The following is a 23,182-nucleotide window of genomic DNA, read 5'->3' as shown; positions in this document are numbered from 1 at the left end:
GCAGGGTACTGCCGCAGCGTGAATGGGGGGCTGCGAGTGTAGGGGACTCCCGGGGAGGGGTAAACCAATTGGACCGGGCTCGGCTGGCAGCCTCCTCTACTGGAGAGCGTCCCGTACCTCCTCGTCGAGGGACGCCAGGGTCTCCCCGTAGTGCTCCCGCAGGGCCTCCTCGACGGGCCTTCCCCCACCCACCTCGCGGATGAAGGAGATGAGCCGATCGGCCCCCCCGCGTCGCACCAGCTCCCTCACGGCGAGGGCGGACGTCGCATAGGCAACGCTCGGGTCCTTGGTGTAGATGAGGGACTGCTGGGCCAGGTCCGCCAGTCGGGGCAGCGTGCCGCCCTTGGCCGCGACGGCCATCCTCCCGCGGATGCGGTTGTCCGGGGGGCCCTCCGCTCCCAGGTAGCGCCACTCCACGTACTCGGCCAGCCCCTCGTTGAGCCAGATGGGGAGCTGGGTCCGCGAGTCCGGGGTGTACTCGTCGAGCACGGCGTGGATGTACTCGTGGACCAGCGTGGCCCGGGTGCGCTGGTTCAGCTCCGCCGCGTCGTTGATGCGGATGGCGTTGTCCGAGTACTGCCCGGCGACGAACCGGGCATACGACTCGCCGAAGTGCAGGCGGAACTCCTCCCGCGTGTAGAGGACGACGTCCACCGGCGACTCGCGCGTCTTGCCAATCTCGCGCAGGGTGAAGTCGTAGGCCTCGTCCAGCGCGGAGACGATGTGGCCCTCGTAGTCGGCGCGCTGGCCGAAGTCGCGCTGGTTGTTGAAGTAGCGGATGGTGAAGCGCCCGTTGGAGCGGGTGCGCATGCCGCCCGGGCCCGTGCTGGACTCGTAGGTGAGGCTGACCGGGCGCGTCTCGCCCTTGGTCCCCCGTCCCGTCGCCGGGGCCACCTCCAGGTCCGTCTCGGACGGCCTCCGGCCCGTCGGCTTGCCATTCATGAGCTGCTCGAGCCGCTCCGCCTCCTTGCGCGCGGCGCCCTCTTCATTCGTCTTCGCGCGGGCCTGCTGCACCAGCCGCTTCGCCTCGGCGGCCTCGCGCGAGCGGGGCGGCACCTTCTCCAGCACCACCAGGGCTCCCGCGGCGTCCTGCTCCTCCAGCAGCAGCCGGCCCAGCTCCAGCGGGAAGGCGCCGTCCTTCGGGTGCTTCTCCAGGCCCTTGCGCAGGGCGGCCTCGGCGGAGGCGCGCTGGTCCGTCTTGCGCGCCGAGCGGGCCAGGCACCGCAGCGCACCGGCGGACTCCTCGTACACGGCGGCGCGCTCGCCCAGCGAGTACGCCATCACCGGGTCCTCGTTCAGCAGGGCCTCGCACCCCTTGAGGAGCGCGCCGGAGATGGTGCGCCGCTGCGCCTCCGGCACGTCCTTCGCCTCACCGGAGGCGAAGGCGAGGTACAGGTCCTCCCAGGCGCGGCTCGCGGCCAGCTCCTTCGCCTTCTGGGCGGAGGGAGGGGGCGCGGCGGCGAGGACGAGGGCGACGAGCAGGGCACGCATGCCCGCCAGTATGGCCGAGCCCCGGTGCAGTCATGCAAGACCCCCTCGCCGTCCCGGTGTTACTTGCGCGCCACCTGCCAGCCCAACTGGTGCAGGGCCTGCATCAGCTCCTCGATGTGGCCGGGGCCCGTCGTCTCGAGCGTCACCTCCACCATGGCCTCGCCCAGGCCCGCCTTGGAGAAGGCGCGCTCGTGATGGATTTCCACCACGTTGGCGCGCAAGTCGGCCACCTGGGTGGTGAGCTTCGCGAGCATGCCGGGCCTGTCGGGCAGCCGCACCTCCAGCTGCACCAGGCGCCCCGTCTTCACCAGGCCGCGCTCGATGATGCGGCTGATGACGTTCATGTCGATGTTGCCGCCGCTGAGGATGATGGCGGTGCGCTTGCCCTTCGCCTGCGGCACGTCGCCGCTGAGCAGCGCGGCCAGGCCCACCGCGCCCGCGCCCTCCACCACGCTCTTCTCCTGCTCCAGCAGCGTGAGGATGGCGGCCGCGATTTCCTCCTCGTCCACCGCCACCACGTCATCCACGTACTTCTGCACCATGGGGAAGGTCAGCTCGCCCACGCGCTTCACCGCGATGCCGTCCGCGATGGTGGTGCCCGCGGCGGTGAGGTCCACCAGGCGGCCGGCCTCCACCGACGCCTTCATGCTGGCGATGGTGGACGTCTGCACGCCCACCACGCGGATGCCGGGCTTCTTCTCCTTCAGCGCGCAGGCGATGCCGGAGATGAGCCCGCCGCCGCCGATGGGCACGAGCACCACCTCCAAATCAGGACACTGCTCCAGGAGCTCCAGGCCGATGGTGCCCTGGCCGGCCATGACGAGCGGGTCGTTGAAGGGGTGGACGAAGACGGAGCCCTCCTCCTTCTGGATGCGCAGCGCCTCCGCGTAGGCCTCGTCGAAGTTGGAGCCCTTGAGCACCACGTGCGCCTTGTACTCGTCACGCGTGCGCGACACCTTGATGAGCGGCGTGCGCTCCGGCATCACGATGGTGGCCTTGATGCCCAGCCTCAGCGCGTTGTACGCCACGCCCTGCGCGTGGTTGCCCGCCGACGCGGCGATGACGCCCCGGCGCCGCTCGTCCGGCGTCAGCGTCAGGAGCTTGTTGAGCGCGCCGCGCTCCTTGAAGGCCCCCGTGCGCTGGAGGTTCTCCATCTTGAAGAACACCGCCGCGCACTCCGTCTTCTCCGTGAAGTAGTCGGACTGCGGGCACGGGGTGGGGCGGATGACCGAGCGCAGGCGCTCCCGCGCCGCGAGGATGTCCTGGAGGGTGACCATGGGCCGCGTGTACCGGATGCGCGCCCCGGGCGGAAGAGACACGCGCCGGGCAGCCGTCCTGCCGCCCGTCCCGCCGCAATGCGGCACGTCCACCGCCAGACACCCGGTGGCACGGTGCCGGGCCGCGTCAGATGCCGCGCAGCACCGTGGCCTTGCCCACCCGGCCGATGGCCAGGATGTAGGCGGCCGTCCGCATGGAGACCTTCCGCGCGCGGGCAATCTGCGCCACGCGCTCGTAGGCCTCCTTCATCGTCTTCTCCAGCTCCGCGTTGACGCGCTCTTCCTCCCACGACAGGTGCTGGAGGTTCTGCACCCACTCGAAGTAGCTCACCGTCACGCCGCCCGCGCTGGCGAGCACGTCCGGCACCACGAAGATGCCGCGCTTCTCGAAGATTTCGTCCGCCTCCGGCTGGGTGGGCCCGTTGGCGCCCTCGATGATGAGCCGGGCGCGCACCGCGTTGGCGTTGTCGCGCGTCAGCACGTGGCCCAGCGCCGCGGGGATGAGCACCTCGCAGTCCGCGGCGAGCACGTCCTCGTTGGTGCACGGCGTGCCGCCCGTGAAGCCCGTCACCGTGCCGGTGCGCTTCACGTGCTCGAAGAGGGAGGGGATGTCCAGGCCCTGCGGGTTGCGCACGCCGCCCAGCACGTCCGCCACCGCCACCACCACGCCGCCGTCCTCCCAGAGGAGCTGCGCGGTGTGGCTGCCCACGTTGCCAAAGCCCTGCAGCGCGAAGCGCGTGCCCTTCACCGGCAGGCCCAAATCCCGCATGATTTCACGGCACACGTACAGCAGGCCGCGCCCGGTGGCCGCCTCGCGGCCCTTGGAGCCGTAGAGCTCCAGCGGCTTGCCCGTCACCACCGCCGGCGAGTGGCCGTGGTAGCGCGAGTACTGGTCCATGATCCACGCCATCACCTGGGGGTTGGTGTTGACGTCGGGGGCGGGGATGTCCCGCGTGGGGCCGATGACGTCCTGCACCTGGTCCACGAACTTCCGCGTGAGCCGCTCCAGCTCCTTGATGGACAGCTGCGACGGGTCGCAGGCGATGCCGCCCTTGGCGCCGCCATAGGGGACATTCACGACGGCCGTCTTCCACGTCATCAGCGACGCGAGCGACGCGCACTCGTCCTGGTCCAGCAGCGGGTGGTAGCGCAGGCCGCCCTTCATGGGGCCGCGGCTGTTGTCGTGCTGAATCCGGTAGCCGAGGAACGTGCGAATCTCCCCCGAGTCCATCTCGATGGAGACCTGCACCTTCACCTCGCGCAGGGGCGTGGCGAGCAGCGTCTCGATGGGGGTGCCGACGTCCATGATCCGCGCGGCCTTGCGGAAGAAATAGTTGGTGCCGTCGACGGCGCTCATGGCTCGAATGCTCCTCGCGCGAGACCTTAACAGAAGGGGTGCGCTACCATAGGAAACTGCCATGCCGGCCGGCCCGCCAGACCTCGCCTCCGCGAGCGGATACCTGAAGGAACTGGCCCGGCGCATCCGCGCGCTGCGCGAGCGGCGCGGCCTCACCCAGGAGGACTTCGCCGCCCGGTGCGGCATCTCCGTGTCCTTCGCGTCCCTGCTGGAGCGCGGCGAGCGCAGCCCCAGCTACGAGACGCTCCTCCAGGTGGCCTCCGCGCTGGAGATGCCCCTGTGGGAGCTGCTCCGGCTGGAGGACGCGCAGGACGTGGGCCTGCACCGGCTGGAGGCCTTCGCCCGGGCCCGCCGCCTGTCGCGGATGGACCTGGACCGGCTGCTGGCGGTGGCACAGGTGCTGTTCAGCGAGGACGCGGCCTCCGCGGTGACGGAGGCCCGCCCCGAGCCCGCCCGCTGCGGCGTGCCCGGGTGTGGCCGGCCGGTGCTCGCCCGGAGCCTGTGCACCGCCCACTACCACCGGGAGCGGCGCAGGAAGGCGGCCGGAGCGGGCACCGGGGACTGACGGCCCGCGCGCTACTTCTTCTTCGCGCGCTCCACCTTCAGCGTCCGGTCGCCGTGGGGCTTGCCGTGCGTGGACTCGAAGCCCGCCACGTCCTCGTCGGCGACGAAGACGTACGCGTACGTGGGGCGCAGGTCCATGCGCACCACCTTGCCGGCGGGAGCCCCCGCAGCCTCGAGCGCGGCGGTGACGGCCGCCTCGTCCAGCCCGTCCTGGCGGCCCAGGCCCACCCACAGGCGCGTCTGGCCCGGCACGTCCGGCAGGGCCTCGCTCCTCGGGCGGCGCTCCTCGCGCGAGCCGCGCGGGCGGTGGCGCTCCACCTTCAGCGGCTTCTCGCCGTGCGGCTTGCCGTTGAGGGCCTCGAAGGCGGGGGCGTCCGCCTCGGCCACGTAGGCGTAGCCGTAGGTGGGGCGCATCACGACCTTGAGCACCTTGCCCGCGGGCGCGCCCAGGGCCTCCAGCGCGGCGGGCAGCTTCGCCTCGTCCATGCCGTCATCGGTGCCCAGGTTCGTCCACAGCTTCGCCTCGCCGGGGCCCGCGTCCGGGGACGGGGGCGGGCGGGGCGCGGAGTCGCGCTCGGTGCGCGGCTTGCTGCGCTCCACGCGCAGCACCTTGGAGCCGTGCTGCTTGCCGTTGAGGGCCTCGAAGCCGGGCACGTCCTCCTCCGCGACGAAGACGTACGCGAAGGTGGGGCGCAGCTCGGCGCGCACCATCTTCCCCAATGGGGCGCCCGCGTCCTCCATCGCCGTGGCGATGCTGCCGGGCCCCAGGCCGTCCGCGGTGCCCAGGTTGACCCACAGCTTCACCTCGCCGGGGCCGGCCTCCAGCGCCGCGGCGCTGCGGCCGCCCTCGCCACGCTCACGCCGGGGCTCGTCCCGACGGGGGCGCCGCTCGCGCTCCGGAGCCGCTTCCGCCCGCTCGGTGCGCTCCGGCCGCTCGGCGCGCGGAGGCCGCTCCCGGCGCTCCTCGCGGTCTCCCCGCTCGCGCCGCTCGCCGCCGCGCTTGTCGCCACGCTCCCCGCGGCGCCCGGTGTCGCGGCTCTCGAACTTGCGCTCCTGCGGAGGCTCGCGCCCCTCGGCCGCGAACTGCGCCGCCGCCTTCTCCATGCGCAGGTGGCTGAAGAAGTACTTCAGCAGGAAGGCGATGAGGTCATCCGCGTCCGAGCGCGTCTTGAGCTGCGAGGCCAGCGGCAGGAAGCCCTCGAAGATGGAGGAACCCGCCGCCTCGTGGATTTCGCGCACGTGGCGCTCGGTCCACAGCCGCATCGCCTCCTCGGGCGCCGGCATCTCGCGCATCTCGAACTTGATGCCGTACTTCTTCTCCAGCGTGGTGAACGTGGCCAGCTCACGCCCGGAGAAGAGGTTGATGGCGGTGCCCTTGTTGCCGATGCGGCCGGTGCGGCCCACGCGGTGCAGGTACACCGCCGCGTCCTCCGGCAGCGAGTAGTTGATGACGTACTCCAGGCCGGAGATGTCGATGCCGCGCGCCGCGATGTCCGTGGCCACCATGAAGGCCACCTCGCCGCGCTTCACCTTGCCCATCACCCGCTCGCGCTCCTTCTGCGGCAGGTCTCCGTTGAGCAGCTCCGCGTCGAAGCCGTTGCGGTTGAGCACCGCCGTCACCAGCGCCGTGTCGTCGCGGGTGTTGCAGAAGATGATGGCGTTCTGCGGCTCTTCCTTCTCCAGCACGTAGATGAGGTTGCGCGGCTTGGGGAAGGCGTCCGACACGTCGTAGCGGATGTGGTGGATGTGCTCCACCGTGAAGACGTCGCCGGACAACAGCAGCGTCTCCGCATTCGTCGTGTAGCGGGCGATGAGGTTCTGGATGTCCGTGGGGACGGTGGCGCTGAAGAGCAGCACCTGCCGGTTCTTCGGAAGGCGGTCGAGGATGCGCGTGACTTCCTCGTAGAAGCCCTGGTTGAGCATCTCGTCCGCTTCGTCCAGGACGGCGTGGTCGCACCCGTCCAGCTTCAGGTTGCCGCGGTTGATGTGGTCGAAGACGCGGCCCGGGGTGCCGACGATGATGGGGGTGCCTTCCTCGAGCGCATCCTCCTGCTGCTTCATGGAGGCGCCGCCGTAGATGGCCGCCACCTTCACGCCCTTGTACTTCGCCAGCGACTTCAGCTCGTCGGCCACCTGGAGCGCCAGCTCGCGGGTGGGGCAGAGGATGAGGGCGCGCACGCGCTTCTCATCCGAGGGAATCTTCTCCAGCAGGGGCAGGCCGAAGGCGGCCGTCTTGCCGGTTCCCGTCTTGCTGCGGACGATGAGGTCCCGGCCTTCGATGGCCGGCTTGAAGGCGCGGGCCTGGACGGGGGTGGGGTTGGTATAGCCGCGCTCCGCCAGCGCGCGGCGGAGGGGCTCGGAGAGGTTCATCTCGTCGAAGCCGATGTCCGCGACGTACTCGGCGGGACGGGTCGGGGCTTCGTCAGGTGCCGGGCTTCCCGGCATGGGCTCTTGGTTGTCGCTCATCAAGCATGGGCATAGCCCCTGCATTACCCTCTGGCAACAATCGCAGCACTTTGCTGTATGGAGCGCCCATGGCGAATGGGAGGAAGAGAACCAAAGAGGCGACCCCCCGCTCTCGCGCGAAGCGCCCGGCCACCCCGGAGGTGGTCGACGCGGAAGTGGTTGACGCCCAGGCCGGGGAGGCCGAGCCCCAGGTGGACCCGGATTCCATGGAGCCGGACCCGGCGGAGCTGGCCGAGGTGGAGCCCGAGGCGGACGTGAGCGCCCCCCTCGTCCCCGTCCGGGCCCTGGCCCGGGCGGAGTCGTCCAGCCTGACGACGAAGGACCCCCTCCAGGCCTACATGGCGGAGGTGCAGCGCCACCCCCTGCTGACGCGGGAGGAGGAGGTGGACCTCGCCCGGAAGTACCGGGCGACGGGCGACGTGGGGGCGGCCTACCGGCTGGTGGCCTCCAACCTGCGCCTGGTCGTCAAGCTGGCGCACGAGTACCACCGCAACCCGCTGTCCCTGCTGGACCTGGTCCAGGAGGGCAACATCGGGCTGATGCAGGCGGTGAAGAAGTATGACCCGGAGCGGGGCGTGAAGCTCAGCAGCTACGCCGCGTGGTGGATTCGGGCCTACATCCTCCGCTACATCATGGACAACTGGAAGATGGTGAAGCTGGGGACCACCGAGGCCCAGCGCAAGCTCTTCTTCAAGCTGCGCCAGGAGCAGGAGAAGCTCATCTCCCAGGGCTTCGAGGCCAGCCCCAAGCTGCTGGCGGAGCGGCTCAACGTCTCCGAGCAGGACGTGGTGGAGATGGACCAGCGGCTGGGGCACGACGAGATGTCCATCGACGCGCCGCTGCGCGGGGACGAGGACTCCGGCGCGACGCGCGCGGACCGCTACCTGCCCTCGGGGGCCATGGCCGTCGACGAGCGGCTCGGCGCCGAGCAACTCAAGGCCCTCTTCCGCGAGAAGCTGGCCGAGTTCTCCCGCACGCTGGAGGGCAAGGAGCGCTACATCTTCGAGAACCGGCTCACCTCCGACGAGCCCCTCACCCTCCAGGACATCGGCGACAAGTACGGCGTCAGCCGCGAGCGCGCCCGGCAGATTGAGGCCGCCCTCATCAACCGGATGCGCGAGTTCATGCGCGAACACATCCCCGACTTCGACCTGGTTGCGACGCCAAAGGCCTGACGCCCCGGCCCCAGGGACGGCCGGGCTCCGGGCTTGGAGACCAGGCGGGCATTCCCGGCAAGCGGGGAGCCCTGGGGATACACGGCCGGACGGCGGCGATATGCTGTCCGTCCGGCACCGTTCATCTCCGACCCCAGGGGGCCCCTCATGCACCGCTTCACCCGCGCCGCGGGACTGTGTCTCGCCGTCGCCACGCTGGCGCTCGCCGGCTGCTCCAACACGCTCCGGCAGAACTACATGCGCGACCAGGCGTCGCACCACGTCTACCGGAAGCAGCTAGTGGAAATCTGGCCTGCGGTGCACGAGGTGCTGAAGGCGCGGGGCCTCTCGTGGCGGGAGAACCCGGGCGTCTTCGTGCTGGAAACGGAGTGGCGGGAGTCGGGGGGCGGCACCCTGGGCCCCACCACCTCCTCGCGCTTCCTCGTGGAGGGCCTCCGGCTGGCCAATGGCGGCACCAGCCTGCGGGTGACGCGGCTGGACCGCACCTCGCAGTCCATTGGCGTGGGCTACACGGATGGTGTGGTGCGCAACACCCGGGAGCGCGCCGCGGCAGCCAACGGCAGCACCGCCAGCGGCACGCTGCCCACCGAGAACCGCTCCTCGCGCGATACGGAGCTGGAGCTGGCGCTGCTCCAGCGCATCGACCCGGAGGCGGCGGCGAAGCTGGAGGCGGCCGCGAAGGCCGCCCACCCCTGAGTGGCTACTTCCAGGGCCGGGAAATCACGCAGGCGTTGATGCCGCCCACGCCCATGGACAGCTTTCCCGCGCAGCCCGCGGGCGTGGCCACCGCCTCGTCGAAGACGAAGCGGCCGTGGACGCGGGAAATCTGCTTGTTGAGCTCCGCCTGCTTCAGCGGCGTGGGGAACACCTTGCCGCTGCCGTAGCCCAGGTACTGGGCCGTCAGCTCCCAGCCGCCGCCCGCGGACATGCCGTGGCCGAAAGTCCCCTTGCGCGCGGTAATCAGCACCGTCTCGGGCAGCACGTCCCGCAGGTTCTGCACCTCCAGGAAGTCACCCGGGGTGGCGGTGGCGTGCAAATCCCAGCTGCCCACGTCCGCGGGCGTCAGGCCGGCGCCGGCCAGCGCCTCGCGGATGGCCAGCGTGGGGCCTTCCTTGGACGGGGTGATGATGTGGTCCGCGTCCGCGGTGACGCCCACGGCGACGGGCTCCATGCCCAGCGGCTTGAAGCCCTTCGCCGTGAAGTGCTCCAAGTCCCCCAGCACCCAGACGACGGAGCCGCCGGCGATGTGCGTGCCGCGCAGCGCGGTGAGGGGCTTGGAGACGGCGGCGTCCGCGGAGATGACGCGGGCGTTGTAGAAGCCGCCCACGACGAGCGGGGTGGGCGGCGGGTCCGTCATGCCCATGACGACGGCCTTGGCCTGGCCCAACTGAATCGCGTTGATGGCCAGCCGCAGGCCGTAGCCGAAGGACGAGCACGCGGCCACCGGGGCGAACGTCATGCCGGTGATGCGCCCCATCATCGAAATCTGCGAGGCGGGCGTGTTGTGGATGTTCCACAGCACGTTGGAGGAGACGGCGTTCCACGGCGGCTCCGGCGACATCCACTTCTTCTGCAGCCGGGCGTTGCGGGTGCGCTTCTCCTTGATGACGGCCAGCTTGGCGGACTCGACGTCCCCCTCGTCCGGCACGCCGATGGCCTCGATGTCGCGCAGCTCCGCCAGGTACTCGCGCAGCTCGGAGGAGCGGCCGGCCCAGAAGTGCCACCACGCGTCCTCGGCCTCGTCGCGCGTGGCCTCCTCGACGGTGGAGGGCTCCGGGGGCAGGCCGGGCAGCGGCTCGCGCGTCTCCATCCACTGGCGCAGGACGCTGTTGCGCTCCGGGGCGGCCCAGAAGCGGTCCCACCGGCGCTGCGCGCGGTACAGGTCGAGGGAGATGGACTGGATGGTGGGCAAATCCCCCAGGCCGGTGCCCACGTAGACGTGGGCGCGGGGCCCCAGCGCCTGCAGCTCCTGCTCCAGCCCCGGGTTCTGCTGGAGCGACTGGATGAACGCGCCGATGGCGAACTGCGTCGGCTGGCCCATCTTCCGCTCGAGCTGCGAGAAGCGGCTGCCGGGGAAGCGCGCGTCAATCCACGGCTTGTAGTCGGTCAGCTCGAACTCCGGCATGCCGACGAGGAAGTTGTCCGGCCCGAAGCCGTTGAAGGGGGACAGCCAGCTTTCCGAGGATGAGAGGTTGCGCTCGAAAGCTTCGATGTTCCTGGACTTGGGGGCGACGACGCCCCAGCCGAAGATGCCTACTCTGCGCACGTGAGGCTTTCCTTGCCGCTAGGGGGAGAGCGGCTCGATTTTCAGATTGTCGAAGTGCACGCGGGTCTTCCAACCCGAGAACCCGAAGAACTGGTTGCGCGGGCCCTCCAGCGGGGAGGGGTCCTGGAGGGTGAGGAAGGGCTGGCCATCCAGCTCCCACGCGATGTGGCCGCCGCGGCGGGTAATCTTGAAGTGGTGGTGCTTGCCCGGGACCACGACCTGGCCGTTGCGCACCGCGCGGTCATTGGTGTGCTCGTGCTGGCGGGCGATGGCGGACTGGGTGTTGCGCCAGCCGCCGAGGATGAAGACGTAGCCGGTGGCGGTGTACTGCAGGCGCAGGTCGCCCGCGTAGAAGGAGCGGCCGTCGCCCCAGGCCTCCACCTTGATGTCGCCCTCGGGGCTGTCCGACCAGGCGTCGAACTCGATGGTGGCGTTGGCGGGAAGGGGCCGCTTGAGCCACACGGGCCGGTTGTGGATGAGCTCCACCACCAGCGCGCCGTCCTCCAGCTTCGTCGCGGAGGGGTTGGTGACGTTCCACGCGTCGCCCAGCGTGGCGCGGTTGAAGTCGTCCGCGTAGGGGCCGGGCGGCGGCACGGGCTCGGCGGCCACGGGGGCGGCGGCGACCAGCCGGTCCGGCGTGTCCACGCGCAGGTTGTCGAAGAAGATTTGCGACTCGTTGCCGGACAGGCCCAGCCTGTCGTTGCCGGGGCCCTTGAGGGGCAGCGGGTCATCCAGCTCGAGCATGAGCTGGCCGTCGATGCTCCACCGGAGCCTCTGGCCGCGCCGCTCGACGCGCCAGTGGTACGTGCGGCCCGACTGCACCGGCGTGCCGCGCGCCTCCACGCGCACCCGGGTGTCCGCGTCGTAGACGCCGGAGGCCACCAGGTCCGCCGTCCCGTCGGCGCGGCTGGCGCGGCGCTTGAGCGCGTCCATGTTGGGGGCGCCCACGTCCTTGCGGGCGATGACGGACACGGAGTTGTTCCACCCGCCGTGCACCAGGACGTAGCCCGAGGCCGGGTCCACGCCGTTGCCGAAAATCTCGAGCCGGACGTCACCCTCCGGGTACTCGGAGCGGACGTCGAACTCGACGGCCACGTCGTCCGGCAGCGGGGCCTGGAGCCAGAGCGGGTTGTTCTTCACGCCCGGGGCGAGCAGCTCGCCATTCACGGTGCGCCAGAAGCCGCCGGTGGTGAAGAAGTCGCGCTTCACCACGGCCGGGTCCGAGAAGTCCTGGGCGTAGGGCACCGCGGCCGTCACGTCGGCCTGGCCCCGGAAGAGGGCGTGGTGGATGAGCGGGAACTGGATGAGGAGGATGATGCCGGCGAGCAGGGCCCAGCCACGGCGGGACATCCCCCGCGGCTTCACCCACACGTCGGAAGGCGCGGGAGCTTCCGGTCCGGGCGTGGGCTCCGGGGGGGAGGGCTCCTGCGGCTTCTCCTTGTCCTTTTCCTTGCGCCTGGCCTGGCCCATCAGTCCTTTACGGGGGATTCCGGGGGGAAAGGCGGCGGAATGTACGCGCCAGGGCGGTGGACGTAAAGCGCGCCGCGGTCGGGGCTACTTGGCGCCCCAGCGCTTCTCGAGCGCCCGCTGCTCCGCCTGGCGCTGCTTCAGCTGTTCGCGCTCGGCGCTCCGCTTGTCCGCATCCTCGGGAGAGGGGCGGACGGCCAGCTGGTACACCGCGCCGGCGATGGCGAAGAGGCCCGCCGCGACGATGACGCCCCAGGGGCGGCTGGCCACGGCGGCCACCAGCCCGCCGAACTGGTGCAGCGCCGCGAGCGCGCCGATGACGAGCACCCACGCGCCCACCGAGGACGCGACGAGCGCGGCCACCACGCGGTGCAGCAGCGCGCCCACCAGCCCGCCGATGATGAAGCCCGGCGCGAAGCCCAAGAGGAAGTCCTGGGGCCCGGCAATCTGCCCGGCGACCAGGCCCAGCGGCACGCCCAGGCCCACGAAGGTGATGGCCGGGGGGAAGAGGAAGCCCAGCGCCAGCAGCACCGCCGCGACGATGGTGGGCAGCCTGGGCACCACCTCCGGCATCCCGAGCTTCGTGGTGACGATGCCGGTGCACCACACGCCCAGCAGCGCGCCGAGGGGCCCCGCGAGCACGCGGAACAGCCGCCCGCCGCCCGCCAGCAGCAACGTCACCCCGACGACACAGCAGACGATGCCGGCCCACATGGGCAGCAGCCGGTAGATGCCCACCCAGCCCGAGGGGTTGAACGTCTCGTACGCCCTGAGGGCCTGGAGAAGGCCTTCCATGACTTGGGTCTCCTTGGCTCCGCGCGCAGCGAAGCGGTGCGCGTGCCGGAAGGGGACGCGCGCTGGTGAGCTTACGCGTATCGGGACAGCGCGAGCACCAGCAGCACGACGAAGATGGCGGCGCCCAGCAGGGCGAAGCCGTACAGGCTCCTGGGGGTGGAGGTGCGCCGGAGCAGCTCCTCGGCTTCGGCCCGGTCCTCGGCGGAGGGGTTCTGGGCCAGGATGCGCTCGGCGTCCCGCCGGGCTCCGGCCACGTCGCCGGCCTCCCTGCGGGCCCAGGCGGCCCTCACGTCCGCCGACCCGGGCGACCCTGGCCCTGGAGACGTCTGTCCGCCTTTTGCCATGGGGGCCCTCTATACCGGGGAATGCGAGTACCCGTCGACGGTATATAGGAACGCTCCATGTCCTCCCGGCGATTGACGCGTCGAAACCTCCTGCTCGGCACCGCCGCGCTCGCCCCGCTGCTGTCCCGGCGGGCGGACGCCTTTGGCGAGAAGAGCCGTTTCATCCCCGCGGTGGCCCGGCACGGAGGCCGCTGGGATTTGCGCATGTCCGGGCTGCGCCGCATCGCCTGGGAGCTGCAGCGGCGTACCTCGGTGGAGGTGGTGCCGGACGCGCGCGGCTTCCCGCTCAGTTCGCCGGACCTCTTCGAGTACCCCTTCCTCTACATGGGCGGCGAGGGCTCCTTCCCCGCGCTCACCGACGCCGAGGTGGCCAACCTGCGGCGCTACCTGACGTACGGCGGCTTCATGCTGGCGGACGCCAACGACGCCAGCGACGGGGACGGCTTCGACGCGTCCTTCCGCCGGGAGATGGCGCGGGTGCTGCCGCAGAGCCCGCTGGCCGAGCTGTCGTCCGGGCACGTGGTGTTCAAGTCCTTCTTCCTGCTGGACGCGGCGCCCGGGCGGCTGCTCAACAAGCCGCAGATGTCGGCGTGCATGATGGGCAAGCGCGCCGCGGTGCTGTACTCGCAGAACGACCTGGCCGGGGCGTGGAGCCGCAGCGAGTCCGGCGACTACGAGTTCGACGTGTCTCCCGGCGGCGAACCCCAGCGTGAGCTGGCCGTGCGCCTGGGCATCAACATCTGCATGTATGCCCTCTGCCTCGACTACAAGGACGACGCCGTCCACCTGCCGCTCATCCTCAACAAGCGGCGCTGAAGCACCGGCCTGACGCCGAAAGCCTGGATGAACTCCCCCACCTTCAACGCCTGGAAGCTCGTCAGCCTCTCTCCGCTCCCGCAGTGGGCGCTGGTGTTGCTCGCCCTCGGCCTGGTGCTGGGCGTGGCGCTGGCCGCCTGGGGCGTGCGCCGCGAGCCCTCGCGCCTGCGCCGCGTGCTCCTGTGGACCCTGCGCGTGGGCGCGGGCGTGGCCGCGCTCTTCTTCCTCCTGGAGCCCGGCATCCGCCACCTGCAGGTGGCGCGGATGAAGAACCGCGTCGCCGTGCTGGTGGACCGCTCCGCCTCCATGAGCTTCCCCTCGGAGCCCGGCGGCCCCACGCGCACCGCGCAGGTGGCCTCCTTCCTGGAGAAGGCCGCGCCGCAGCTGGCCGCCCTGCAGGACCGCTTCACGGTGGAGATGTACGGCTTCGACCCGGAGCTGGCGCCGGTGACACCCGCGTCCCTGGCGAAGGAGCCGGCGCGCGCGGGCACCACGGACCTGCTCGCCGCGGTGCGCGCGGCGGCCGGGGCGGGGCAGGGCGCTCGCAAGCTGTCGGGGATGCTGCTGTTCAGCGACGGCGCGGACAACCAGGACCTGAAGGCCGGCGTGGTGGGCCGGGCGCGCGCGGCGCTGGCGGACCTGAATGTCCCCGTGTCCACCTTCACCGTGGGCCAGGAGGCGCTGAAGGACCTCGCGGTGGAGGGGCTGAAGGTGGATGACTTCGCCTTCGTGCGCAACTCGCTCACCGTGGAGGTGGAGATTCACGGCCGCGGCTTCAGCGGGCGCGAGATTCCGGTGGTGCTCAGCCAGGAAGGCAAGACGGTGGCGAGCAAGACGGTGCGCCTGGAGTCCTCGGACGACATGAAGCCGGTGTCCTTCACCTTCACGCCGGACCAGACGGGGCGCTTCGTCTACACGGTGACGGTGCCCACCTTCCCGGACGAGGCGGTGGCGGACAACAACACGCGCTCCTTCACGCTGAAGGTGATTCGAGACCGCGTGCGCGTGCTGCTGGTGGTGGGCCGGCCCTCGTGGGACGAGCGCTACCTGCGCGGCCTGTTGCGCCAGGACGCCAACGTGGACCTGGTGTCCTTCTACATCCTTCGCACGCTGTCGGACGACCCGGGAGTGTCGAGCGAGCGCGAGCTGTCGCTGATTCCCTTCCCCATGGAGGAGATTTTCGACACGAAGCTGGACACCTTCGACGTCGTCATCTTCCAGAACTTCGGGCACGCGGACCCGTCGCTGTCCATCGCCGAGTACGAGCGCAACCTGGAGCGCTACATCCACAACGGCGGCGCCTTCGTGATGATTGGTGGCGACAGCGTGCTGGGCGAGGGCCGCGCGATGATGCCCACGCTGATGGAGGCGCTGCCCGTCGCCGCCGCAGGCCCCGCCAACCCGGAGCCCTTCAAGGCCCGCCTGACGCCGGAGGGGCAGCGCCACCCGATAACGGGCATTGGCACGGGCGCCGCGAGCACCGAGGCCGCGTGGGCCGAGCTGCCGCCCATTCCCGGCGCCAACCTCACGACGGCGCGTCCCGGGGCCACGGTGCTGCTGGACGTGCCGCACATGACGGCGAACGGGAAGAGCGTGCCGCTGGTGGCGGTGTGGGACTACGGCCGGGGCCGGGCGCTGGTGATGGCGACGGATGCGTCCTGGTACTGGGCCTTCGCGGCGCACCGGGACGGCTCGCCGAGCCGCGCGTATGACCGCTTCTGGGGCAATGCGCTGCGCTGGCTGGTGAGAGACCCGGACCTGACGACGCTGAAGGTGACGGCGGACCCGCCGTCCGTGGAGCCGGGCCGGCCCGTGGGCGTGGTGGTGCAGGCGCGCATGGCGGACTACCAGCCCGCGCAGGACGCGCAGGTGCGCGTGGAGCTGTTCTCCGTCGCGGCGCAGAAGCCCGTGGCGGTGCAGACGGGGACGACGGGCGTGGATGGCGTGGTGCGGCTGGAGTTCGCGCCGCCCGCGCCGGGTCCGTACAAGCTCCTGGCCTCGGCGAAGAAGGGTGAGACGGATTTGGGCTCGGGCGAGGACGCGGTGGCCGTGCGCGCCGTGGGGCCGGAGCTGTCGGATGCGTCGGTGCGGCCGGAGCTGATGGAGGCCATCGCGAAGGCGACGGGTGGCAAGGCGTACAAGCTGCCCCAGGACGGGCTGCCGGATGTGCCGCTCCTGGACCCGCCGGTGGTGGAGGTGGGCCGCGCCAAGGACCAGCCGCTATGGGACCGCTGGTACTACCTGGTGGCGCTGATTGCCCTGCTCGGCGCGGAGTGGTTCGCGCGGCGCCGGTTCGGCTACGTGTGAGCGGGGCGCCGCTGTAGCGCGAGGCCCGGGTGCGGTAGACAGTCGCCTGTCCCCCACCCGGAGCTCCCGTGCGATACGCCCTCGCGCTTCTCCTCGTCGTCCTCCCGCTCACGCCCTTCGCGCAGCAGCAGGGCTCGCAGCCCGTTTCGCAGCCGGACATCGACGCCGCGATTGCGCGGACGATGGAGGCCTTCGAGGTGCCCGGCATCGCCATCGCCGTCGTGAAGGACGGGAAGGTGGTGCTGACCAAGGGCTATGGCGTGCGGAAGCTCGGTGAGCGCGCGCCGGTGACGCCGGACTCGCTGTTCGGCATCGCCTCCAACACCAAGGCCTTCACCGCGGCGGCGCTGGCCATGCTCGTGGATGAGGGCAAGCTCCAGTGGGACGACCGCGTCATCGACCACCTGCCGTCGTTCCAGATGTACGACCCGTACGTCACGCGCGAGCTGACGGTGCGTGACCTGCTGGTGCATCGCAGCGGCCTGGGGCTGGGCGCGGGGGACTTGCTCTACTTCCCGCAGACGACGTTCACCGAGGACGAGATTGTCTCGCGGCTGCGGCGCATTCCCCCGGCCAGCAGCTTCCGCAGCCGGTACGCGTACGACAACATCCTCTACCTCGTCGCGGGGAAGGTCATCGAGAAGGCGAGCGGGAAGACGTGGAGCGCGTTCATCCGCGAGCGCATCTTCGCGCCGCTCGGGATGCGCACCAGCAACACCAGCGTGACGGCCTTCCGCCCCGGCGCGAACGTGGCGATGCCGCATGCGAAGGCGGATGGCGTGCTGACGGCCATTGCCCCGGTGCCCTTCGACAACAACGCGCCCGCGGGTGCCATCAACACCAGCGTGAATGAGCTGTCCCGGTGGATGCTCGCGCAGCTGGAGCGCGGCGTGATTCCGGGCACGGACGGGAAGAAGCGGCTCTTCAGCGAGGAGCAGTCTCGCGAGATGTGGTCCGCGCAGACGGTGCTGCCCGTCAAGGAGCCGTCGAAGGCGCTGGCCGGGACGCGCGCGAACTTCGCGGCGTACGGGCTGGGCTGGTCGCTGCGCGACTACCGGGGCCTCAAGCTGGTGGGGCACACGGGCGGGCTGGCGGGCTACGTGTCGCGCGTGGTGCTCGTCCCCGAGCAGCGGCTGGGCATCGCCGTGCTGACGAACCAGGAAGCGCGTGGCGGTTACGAGGCGCCCACGTGGACGCTGCTGGACGCGTACCTGGGCGCGCCCGCCACGGACTGGGTCGCCGCGTTCAAGGCAGACGAGGAGGAGAAGGAAGCCAGGGCGCAGGCGGTGGTGGGCGCGGCGAGCGCGGGACGGAATGCGCAGTCGCGGCCCTCGCTTCCCGTGGACGCGTACGTGGGGAAGTACCGGGATGCCTGGTACGGGGACGTGGCCATCGTGAAGGAGGGGGAGAAGCTCGTCATGCGCTTCAGCCGCACGCCCGCGTTCACCGGGGTGCTGGAGCACTGGCAGTACGACACCTTCGTGGCGAAGTGGAAGGACCGCGCGCTGAACGCGGATGCGTACGTGAGCTTCTCGCTGAAGCCCGACGGCTCCATCGCCGAGATGCGGATGCAGCCCGTGTCACCGCTGACGGACTTCAGCTACGACTTCCAGGACCTGCTCTTCACGCCCGTGAAGGACGGGGCGGCCGGAGCCGTTGTCCGCCCCGTCCACTGACCCAGCCCGCCTGCAGGAGCGACTCGAGGGCTGGAGAGACAGGACGCGTTCCATGCCGAGGTACGAGGAAGAAGCGCACGCGCGAGAGCTGCTGGCCCTGCTGGAGCTGCGATTCGCGCACCCTTCGGCGCCCGTGGCACTCGCGATGGAGGGGGCGGGCGTTCACTGGCACGTCGACGCGCGGGCAGGGGAGCGTTCCTGCCGGGTGCACACGTTCCACTACAACCGCGAGGGAGCGGAGTACTACCTCGTGCTCTCCGAAGGAGAAGGCGCGCAAGCGCTGGCGAAGGGGCGGACGCGCTCGGTCGACGTGGTGCCTCACGTGCTCCAGGCCTGGCTCCTGGATGCGACACCGCTCCAGGAGTTGTACTCGCGCTTCCCCTTCATCGACCGGCAGAGGCGAGCACTCGAAGCGCTGCGCGGGAAGGTGGATGGCGTGCTGGAGCGCCTGGGGTCATCCCGGCGGTGCTCCTTCGAGCAGGAGATTGGAGACTCCTACACGTTGACCGTGGAGGGGGATGGCCGCTCCTGCGAGCTCGAAGCGCTCCAGCCGGGCTCCGAAGCACGCTGCACGTTCAGCCACCTGGGCACGAACCTGGCCGTGGGAGCGACCTCGGATGTAGATGCGCTCGCCACCGCCATCGGGCGATGGCTGGACTCAGGTGCTCGCGTCGACCCGCTCACGCGTGAGTTCCCCTTCGTCCACGGCGAACCCCACGCTCCGTCCTACGAGCAGGGCCGCTACGCGGAGTGGCTCTGGGAGTTCCACATCGCACACGCGCGGCAGAGTCAGGCCACGGGACGCTGGGAACCGATGGCGGCGCACCTTCCTCTGCTGGAGCGCATGGCGCGGCACCCCGTCATCCGGCGCTTCTTCGTGTTCACGAGCCACGAGGTGCTCTGCTTCTCCCGCTGCCCTGTCTATCCGTTCTCTACGGCGGGGCTTCCGGTCATCATTCCCCACGAGAGCTCCCGTGCTCCCCGGGCCGACCCGGGATTGGCGCGATACACGGTGCGCGCAGGTGCCCGGAAGCTGGAGGGACGCACGGAAGAGGTCTTACAGGTCGTCGAGGAGATTCTGACGGCCGAAGGTGACTCCACCTTCTACGGAAGCGAGGAGCACCGGGAGTCCTGACCCGGGAATGCGGACGGGCTTGCGTGGCGAGGAAGCTCCTGCCGGACCTCGCAGGAGCTCCCCGGGCAGGCGCGGGGACCGTCCTGTTCGGAAATGTCGGGGAGTTTGTGGCGCGAAATGTCCCGACATTTCCGAACAGGACGCTGCCAGGCAGGGTGCCTCCCCGGCCTGGGAGAGGCACCCACCGCGCGGATGCCTACTGCTGCGCCTTCTCCACCACGCCGCAGGCGATGCGGCCGCCGGCGTCGCCGGTCGGGTCGGTGAAGTAGTCGTCCTCCTTGGTGTGCACCACCACCGCCGAGCCGTCCTTGTCGAACAGCTGCTTCAGCGTGAGGCCGCTCTGGGCGAAGATGTCGAACTGCACGCGGCCGTCCTGGCCCACGTAGAGGTTGGGCAGGTCTCCGTGGTGCTTGCCCTTCTTCGCCATCATGCCGTGGGCCTTCTTGCTCGGATTGAAGTGGCCGCCCGCCGTCTTGAAGTCCGGGGCCTCGCACTTGCCCGTCTCGTGGATGTGGAAGGCGTGCTGGCCGGGCGGCAGGTTGCTCAGGGTTCCCTTCACGACCACGCCCTGCGCCGTCTGCTCGAGCGTGATTTCACCCACGTCCTTGCCCTGGGCGTCCTTCACCATCGCCTTCGCCATCTCGCCCTTCGGAGGCGCCTTCTTCTCCGGAGCCGGCGCCGGAGCGGCGGGCTGCTCACCGGCCGACTTCTCCTGTCCCTGTCCCTTTCCCTTGCCCTGACCCATGGCCCCCTTGCCCTGACCCTTTCCTCCCTCTTCCTGGGCGGGCGTCGCGGCCTCCGGGGCCTGGGCCAGTGCGGGCATGGCGGCGGTGAGGGCGGCGGCGGTCAGCAGGGCTCGAATCTTCATAAGTGGGTCCTTCCTCCTGGGTGGTTCGCTACGGAGAAAAGACGACACTAGCGATTGCGCATTCACGGTGCCTCGGAAACCGTGCGGGCCTTCGCGTCCGCTGCCCCGGAAGCGTTCACTCCTTCGCGGCAGCCCCCAGCGGCACCGGCACCACGCGGGAGGCGCCGAAGGCTGGCGCCCAGATGTCCTGGACCTCGGGCCCGTTGAGGAACGCCACCAGCGCCCGGAAGGCCTCGAGGGGTCCTCCGAGCCGCTCCGCCCACGCCTGTCCCCGTGGCGACAGGTTGGGCACCAGCGGCCCCAGCTCCTCCAGCGTCGACGCGGAGCGGGTGACGGCGAGCCCCTCGTCCCGCAGGCGCTGGGGCACGTATAGCGGCGCGAAGCGCGCGTGCCGATGGTCATGCACGCAGCCCTCTTCCTCGAGCAGCGCGGCCGACAGCGGCAGCTCGCGCACGTTGAAGAGGAGCTTCACCGCGCCCAGGTGCGGGTCATACGGCCCGCGCAGCCGGTGGTCTCCCCGGGGGATGAGGCGCCGGTCCAGGTAGCAGTACGCCCGCGCCTCGGGCGGCACCGTGCCCCGGTGGCGCGCGCCCCCGTAGCGGAAGAAGGGGCGCACGTGGCTCGGGTCCACCTCCAGCGGCGGGCCCGCCTTCAGCTCGTGAAGCTTGGGGAGCAGCTCCTCCGGCAGTCCGTGGGCCCGCGCGAAGTCGGGCAGCTGTTCCTTCCGGGCCGCGGCGAAGGCTCGCACACGCGCCAGCAGTCGCTTTGCGTCCGCGTCCACCAGCAGCTCGTCGAAGCGCGTCTTCACGCCGGGCAGGCTCACCGGGATGAGCGTGCTCAGCGGCTCGCCCTCCGCCCGCCACCGCGCGTCCAGGTCCGCGGCCTCCGGGGCCGTGGGCGCGAGGCGCCACTCCGGAGCCTCGGGGGTGAAGCCCTGCCAGACACCCCGGCGCTCGAAGCGCGGAGCCACGCGCGGGCCCGGCAGCGAGGACCACACGGTGATGCACGTGCGCACCTGCGTGCCGGAGAAGGCGCCGGGGCCCAGGTCCACCACCTCGCGCAGGGCCAGCGTGGCCAGCAGGGACTGGCGCAGTGGCGCGTACATGAACGCGTCCAGCAGCGTCGCCGGGGTGATGAAGGCGAGCACTCCGGGTCGCGAGACGAGCCGGTGCGCGGCCACCAGGAGGAAGAAGGCGAAGTCGTCTCGCAAGCTGGTGCCCGGAAGCAGGGCCAGCGGGAGGAGGGCGCGCAGTCGCGCGTAGGTGCTCGCGTCCTTCAGCACCGGCGACGTGCCGTTGTAGGGCGGGTTTCCCACCCATAGCTCCCGGTGCTCCGGCGGCGTGGCGGCGAGCAGCGGCTCCAGCCCGCCGCGCAGCGAATCTCCCACGCGGATGTCCGCGCCGGGCACGCGGGCCTGGCAGACGCGCGCCACCTCCGGATCCAATTCCAGGCCGCACAGCCGCGCATCGGGCCGTCGCTTCGCCACCGCCGCGAGGAAGGCGCCCGCGCCGCAGGCCGGGTCCACCACGGTGAGCGGGCCGTCGCCCAGGTGCTCCAGCGCGAGCGCCAGCGTGCGCTCCACCAGCGGCGCGGGCGTGAAGAACGCCCCCACCGCCTTGCGGTTCAGTCCGGGGAACTGACGGACGAGCTTCTCCTCGTCCACCTCCAACGGGCTGCTGGCAGCGCGTCGCATCCATCCCCCCATCGTCCTGGCCACCGACATACCGCGTCCGTGCCGGGCCAGCCCCCCGGTACTCCACCCAGGCGCGCTGCTGTGTCCTTCGCGTCAACTCACCTGCCCTGGAGGGCAAGACGCGTTGCCGCAAAACCCTCGTGGCTTGACCCACGGCGGAAGAGATGGCACCGGGGCTGTCGATGCCGGGGGCCCGTGTCACGGTGGGCGGGTCTGCCGGGGAGCGACGTTCAGGGCGTGGAGCCCACGTGCTGGCGGTCGCCTTCGCCAACACGCAGCCCGCCGGTGGAGTGCTCACCGGCCGAAGGCCCGAGGGACCTCCGCCGCATCACGGCCAACTCCCACCCGCGGAAGAGGCCCATGCCCGCCAGCATGGCCGCGACGAAGAGCAGCACCGTGGGCGCGCCCTTCGCCAGCGAGACGAGGGCCGGCCCCGGGCAGTAGCCCGCCAGCCCCCAGCCGATGCCGAACAGGGCCGCGCCGCCGACGAGCCGACGGTCCACTCGCGTCTGCGTCAGCTTGGGGAAGGCCGGCGCGAGCACTGGCTGCGTCCGCCTCAGGATGAACCGTCGCAGGACGGCGTGAGTCCCGACGGCGCCGGCCATGAGGAAGAGGAGGCTCGGGTCCCAGGCGCCAGCGACGTCGAGGAAGCCCATGACGCGGGCCGGGTCCGTCATCCCTCCGATGCCCAGGCCCAGCGCGAAGAGCAGGCCCGCCACCAGGGCCATCAATACCGCCTTCATCACGCACCTCCCAGCAGGTGCCGCATCACGAAGGCGGTGCCCATTCCGGTGGCCACGAAGACGGAGGTGGCCACCAGCGAGCGCCTGGCGCCGCGTGCCACGCCACAGACGCCGTGCCCGCTGGTGCAGCCTCCGCCCAGCCGTGAGCCGAAGCCGACGAGCAGGCCCGCGAGGACGCTGACGCCCACCCCCGAGACGACCGGAGCTCCCAGCGCCCGGGGCAGGAATACCGCCAGCAACGCGCCTCCGAGGACGAGGCCGCCGACGAAGGCCGCGCGCCAGGCGACGTCACCGCTCGCGGGCGTGACGATGCCCGCGGTGATGCCACTGACGCCCGCGATGCGGCCGTTGAAGAGGAGCAGCAGGGAGGCGCTGATGCCAATGAGGACGCCGCCCAGGAGCGAAAGGAGGAATGGATTCATCGCTGGTCTCCCGAGATACAGGTCGCAGACGGAGCATTGAAGAGCTGTCGGAAGAGCATCGCCATGGCCTCCCCACAGTGAGAGTCGGGCCGATGGAAATGGGATTCATCGGGCGGCCGGAAGAGTGCCCTGCTCCCCAGCCAGGCGGTCCCCGGGCCGTGCGTCCGAGAGAAGGACTCCCATGGCGGCGAGAAGTGAGGCGGAGCTGTCGGCGGCGGCCCGGAAGGGTGATGGCGAGGCGCTGGAGGCGCTGCTCGCCCGGCAGGAGCCCGCGCCCCTGAGCTTCACGTCGAAGACGGGCGCGGGCCCGGGCTCCTCCT

The 23,182-nt window shown here is 70.9% G+C and carries 19 protein-coding genes; 7 read left to right on the top strand and 12 right to left on the bottom strand.

The window, feature by feature from the left end; genetic code table 11:
- Window positions 1–96: 96 nt before the first annotated feature.
- From ACX9TP_RS37835 to ACX9TP_RS37825, 3 genes are all read right to left on the bottom strand, one after another.
- Window positions 97–1,491: a peptidase MA family metallohydrolase gene (locus ACX9TP_RS37835; protein WP_482975528.1), complete on the bottom strand. Its 1,395-nt coding sequence runs from the start codon at window positions 1,489–1,491 to the stop codon at window positions 97–99.
- A 59-nt stretch (window positions 1,492–1,550) separates the two neighbouring features.
- A complete protein-coding gene (ilvA, locus tag ACX9TP_RS37830; RefSeq protein ID WP_482982280.1) occupies window positions 1,551–2,768 on the bottom strand; it encodes a threonine ammonia-lyase in 1,218 nt (405 codons plus the stop codon).
- 127 nt (window positions 2,769–2,895) lie between these two features.
- Complete coding sequence (locus tag ACX9TP_RS37825; RefSeq protein ID WP_482975527.1) at window positions 2,896–4,125, bottom strand: Glu/Leu/Phe/Val family dehydrogenase; 1,230 nt, start codon at window positions 4,123–4,125, stop codon at window positions 2,896–2,898.
- Between the two features lie 61 nt (window positions 4,126–4,186).
- Here ACX9TP_RS37825 and ACX9TP_RS37820 point away from each other — a divergent pair, with 61 nt between their 5' ends.
- A complete protein-coding gene (locus ACX9TP_RS37820; protein WP_482975526.1) occupies window positions 4,187–4,690 on the top strand; it encodes a helix-turn-helix domain-containing protein in 504 nt (167 codons plus the stop codon).
- Between the two features lie 11 nt (window positions 4,691–4,701).
- Here the strand turns inward: ACX9TP_RS37820 and ACX9TP_RS37815 are convergent, their stop codons facing one another.
- A complete protein-coding gene (locus ACX9TP_RS37815; RefSeq protein ID WP_482975525.1) occupies window positions 4,702–7,155 on the bottom strand; it encodes a DEAD/DEAH box helicase in 2,454 nt (817 codons plus the stop codon).
- Window positions 7,156–7,223: 68 nt separating this feature from the next.
- On the opposite strand from ACX9TP_RS37815, the gene ACX9TP_RS37810 reads away from it, so the two are divergent.
- The gene (locus ACX9TP_RS37810; RefSeq protein ID WP_482975524.1) at window positions 7,224–8,330 is read left to right on the top strand and encodes a sigma-70 family RNA polymerase sigma factor; all 1,107 of its coding nucleotides are present in this window, start codon (window positions 7,224–7,226) and stop codon (window positions 8,328–8,330) included.
- A gap of 147 nt (window positions 8,331–8,477) precedes the next feature.
- Window positions 8,478–9,026 carry a hypothetical protein gene (locus tag ACX9TP_RS37805; RefSeq protein ID WP_482975523.1) on the top strand — a complete coding sequence of 183 codons (549 nt, stop codon included), beginning with the start codon at window positions 8,478–8,480 and terminating at the stop codon, window positions 9,024–9,026.
- 4 nt (window positions 9,027–9,030) lie between these two features.
- Here the strand turns inward: ACX9TP_RS37805 and ACX9TP_RS37800 are convergent, their stop codons facing one another.
- The 4 genes from ACX9TP_RS37800 to ACX9TP_RS37785 form a co-directional block, all read right to left on the bottom strand.
- Window positions 9,031–10,596, bottom strand: coding sequence for a beta-ketoacyl synthase N-terminal-like domain-containing protein (locus ACX9TP_RS37800; protein ID WP_482975522.1), 1,566 nt, complete (start codon window positions 10,594–10,596; stop codon window positions 9,031–9,033).
- 18 nt (window positions 10,597–10,614) lie between these two features.
- The gene (locus tag ACX9TP_RS37795; protein ID WP_482975521.1) at window positions 10,615–12,066 is read right to left on the bottom strand and encodes a DUF6250 domain-containing protein; all 1,452 of its coding nucleotides are present in this window, start codon (window positions 12,064–12,066) and stop codon (window positions 10,615–10,617) included.
- 84 nt (window positions 12,067–12,150) lie between these two features.
- A complete protein-coding gene (locus ACX9TP_RS37790; RefSeq protein ID WP_482975520.1) occupies window positions 12,151–12,858 on the bottom strand; it encodes a hypothetical protein in 708 nt (235 codons plus the stop codon).
- A 71-nt stretch (window positions 12,859–12,929) separates the two neighbouring features.
- Complete coding sequence (locus ACX9TP_RS37785; protein ID WP_482975519.1) at window positions 12,930–13,112, bottom strand: molecular chaperone DnaJ; 183 nt, start codon at window positions 13,110–13,112, stop codon at window positions 12,930–12,932.
- A 147-nt stretch (window positions 13,113–13,259) separates the two neighbouring features.
- Between ACX9TP_RS37785 and ACX9TP_RS37780 the strand changes: the two genes are divergently transcribed.
- The 4 genes from ACX9TP_RS37780 (at window position 13,260) to ACX9TP_RS37765 (ending at window position 19,136) form a co-directional block, all read left to right on the top strand.
- Window positions 13,260–14,018 (top strand): DUF4159 domain-containing protein, encoded by a 759-nt coding sequence (locus tag ACX9TP_RS37780; protein WP_482975518.1) that lies wholly within the window; start codon window positions 13,260–13,262, stop codon window positions 14,016–14,018.
- 27 nt (window positions 14,019–14,045) lie between these two features.
- Window positions 14,046–16,325 (top strand): glutamine amidotransferase, encoded by a 2,280-nt coding sequence (locus ACX9TP_RS37775; RefSeq protein ID WP_482975517.1) that lies wholly within the window; start codon window positions 14,046–14,048, stop codon window positions 16,323–16,325.
- 68 nt (window positions 16,326–16,393) lie between these two features.
- Window positions 16,394–18,001 carry a serine hydrolase gene (locus ACX9TP_RS37770; RefSeq protein WP_482975516.1) on the top strand — a complete coding sequence of 536 codons (1,608 nt, stop codon included), beginning with the start codon at window positions 16,394–16,396 and terminating at the stop codon, window positions 17,999–18,001.
- Between the two features lie 52 nt (window positions 18,002–18,053).
- A complete protein-coding gene (locus ACX9TP_RS37765) occupies window positions 18,054–19,136 on the top strand; it encodes a DUF6193 family natural product biosynthesis protein (RefSeq protein ID WP_482975515.1) in 1,083 nt (360 codons plus the stop codon).
- A gap of 196 nt (window positions 19,137–19,332) precedes the next feature.
- Here ACX9TP_RS37765 and ACX9TP_RS37760 read toward each other — a convergent pair whose 3' ends face one another.
- From ACX9TP_RS37760 to ACX9TP_RS37745, 4 genes are all read right to left on the bottom strand, one after another.
- Window positions 19,333–20,004, bottom strand: a complete 672-nt coding sequence (locus ACX9TP_RS37760; protein ID WP_482975514.1) for a superoxide dismutase family protein — start codon at window positions 20,002–20,004, stop codon at window positions 19,333–19,335.
- Between the two features lie 115 nt (window positions 20,005–20,119).
- Window positions 20,120–21,697 (bottom strand): HsdM family class I SAM-dependent methyltransferase, encoded by a 1,578-nt coding sequence (locus ACX9TP_RS37755; RefSeq protein ID WP_482975513.1) that lies wholly within the window; start codon window positions 21,695–21,697, stop codon window positions 20,120–20,122.
- Between the two features lie 230 nt (window positions 21,698–21,927).
- The gene (locus ACX9TP_RS37750) at window positions 21,928–22,440 is read right to left on the bottom strand and encodes a DUF6691 family protein (protein WP_482975512.1); all 513 of its coding nucleotides are present in this window, start codon (window positions 22,438–22,440) and stop codon (window positions 21,928–21,930) included.
- The gene (locus ACX9TP_RS37745) at window positions 22,440–22,862 is read right to left on the bottom strand and encodes a YeeE/YedE family protein (protein ID WP_482975511.1); all 423 of its coding nucleotides are present in this window, start codon (window positions 22,860–22,862) and stop codon (window positions 22,440–22,442) included. The genes ACX9TP_RS37750 and ACX9TP_RS37745 overlap by 1 nt, the downstream gene beginning before the upstream one ends.
- Window positions 22,863–23,182: the final 320 nt, after the last annotated feature.

The sequence above is a fragment of the Pyxidicoccus sp. M15 genome (genome assembly GCF_056858435.1).
This window is presented reverse-complemented; position numbering and strand designations above follow the sequence as displayed.

What these genes read in the sequence shown, in the direction of transcription:
- ACX9TP_RS37820 (WP_482975526.1), top strand. Translation starts at nt 4,187, where the DNA reads ATGCCGGCCGGCCCGCCAGACCTCGCCTCCGCGAGCGGATACCTGAAG.
- ACX9TP_RS37750 (WP_482975512.1), bottom strand. Translation starts at nt 22,440, where the DNA reads ATGAAGGCGGTATTGATGGCCCTGGTGGCGGGCCTGCTCTTCGCGCTG.
- ACX9TP_RS37755 (WP_482975513.1), bottom strand. Translation starts at nt 21,697, where the DNA reads ATGCGACGCGCTGCCAGCAGCCCGTTGGAGGTGGACGAGGAGAAGCTC.
- ACX9TP_RS37760 (WP_482975514.1), bottom strand. Translation starts at nt 20,004, where the DNA reads ATGAAGATTCGAGCCCTGCTGACCGCCGCCGCCCTCACCGCCGCCATG.
- ilvA (WP_482982280.1), bottom strand. Translation starts at nt 2,768, where the DNA reads ATGGTCACCCTCCAGGACATCCTCGCGGCGCGGGAGCGCCTGCGCTCG.
- ACX9TP_RS37810 (WP_482975524.1), top strand. Translation starts at nt 7,224, where the DNA reads ATGGCGAATGGGAGGAAGAGAACCAAAGAGGCGACCCCCCGCTCTCGC.
- ACX9TP_RS37745 (WP_482975511.1), bottom strand. Translation starts at nt 22,862, where the DNA reads ATGAATCCATTCCTCCTTTCGCTCCTGGGCGGCGTCCTCATTGGCATC.
- ACX9TP_RS37790 (WP_482975520.1), bottom strand. Translation starts at nt 12,858, where the DNA reads ATGGAAGGCCTTCTCCAGGCCCTCAGGGCGTACGAGACGTTCAACCCC.
- ACX9TP_RS37805 (WP_482975523.1), top strand. Translation starts at nt 8,478, where the DNA reads ATGCACCGCTTCACCCGCGCCGCGGGACTGTGTCTCGCCGTCGCCACG.
- ACX9TP_RS37780 (WP_482975518.1), top strand. Translation starts at nt 13,260, where the DNA reads ATGTCCTCCCGGCGATTGACGCGTCGAAACCTCCTGCTCGGCACCGCC.
- ACX9TP_RS37795 (WP_482975521.1), bottom strand. Translation starts at nt 12,066, where the DNA reads ATGGGCCAGGCCAGGCGCAAGGAAAAGGACAAGGAGAAGCCGCAGGAG.
- ACX9TP_RS37815 (WP_482975525.1), bottom strand. Translation starts at nt 7,155, where the DNA reads ATGAGCGACAACCAAGAGCCCATGCCGGGAAGCCCGGCACCTGACGAA.
- ACX9TP_RS37765 (WP_482975515.1), top strand. Translation starts at nt 18,054, where the DNA reads ATGCCGAGGTACGAGGAAGAAGCGCACGCGCGAGAGCTGCTGGCCCTG.
- ACX9TP_RS37825 (WP_482975527.1), bottom strand. Translation starts at nt 4,125, where the DNA reads ATGAGCGCCGTCGACGGCACCAACTATTTCTTCCGCAAGGCCGCGCGG.
- ACX9TP_RS37835 (WP_482975528.1), bottom strand. Translation starts at nt 1,491, where the DNA reads ATGCGTGCCCTGCTCGTCGCCCTCGTCCTCGCCGCCGCGCCCCCTCCC.
- ACX9TP_RS37775 (WP_482975517.1), top strand. Translation starts at nt 14,046, where the DNA reads ATGAACTCCCCCACCTTCAACGCCTGGAAGCTCGTCAGCCTCTCTCCG.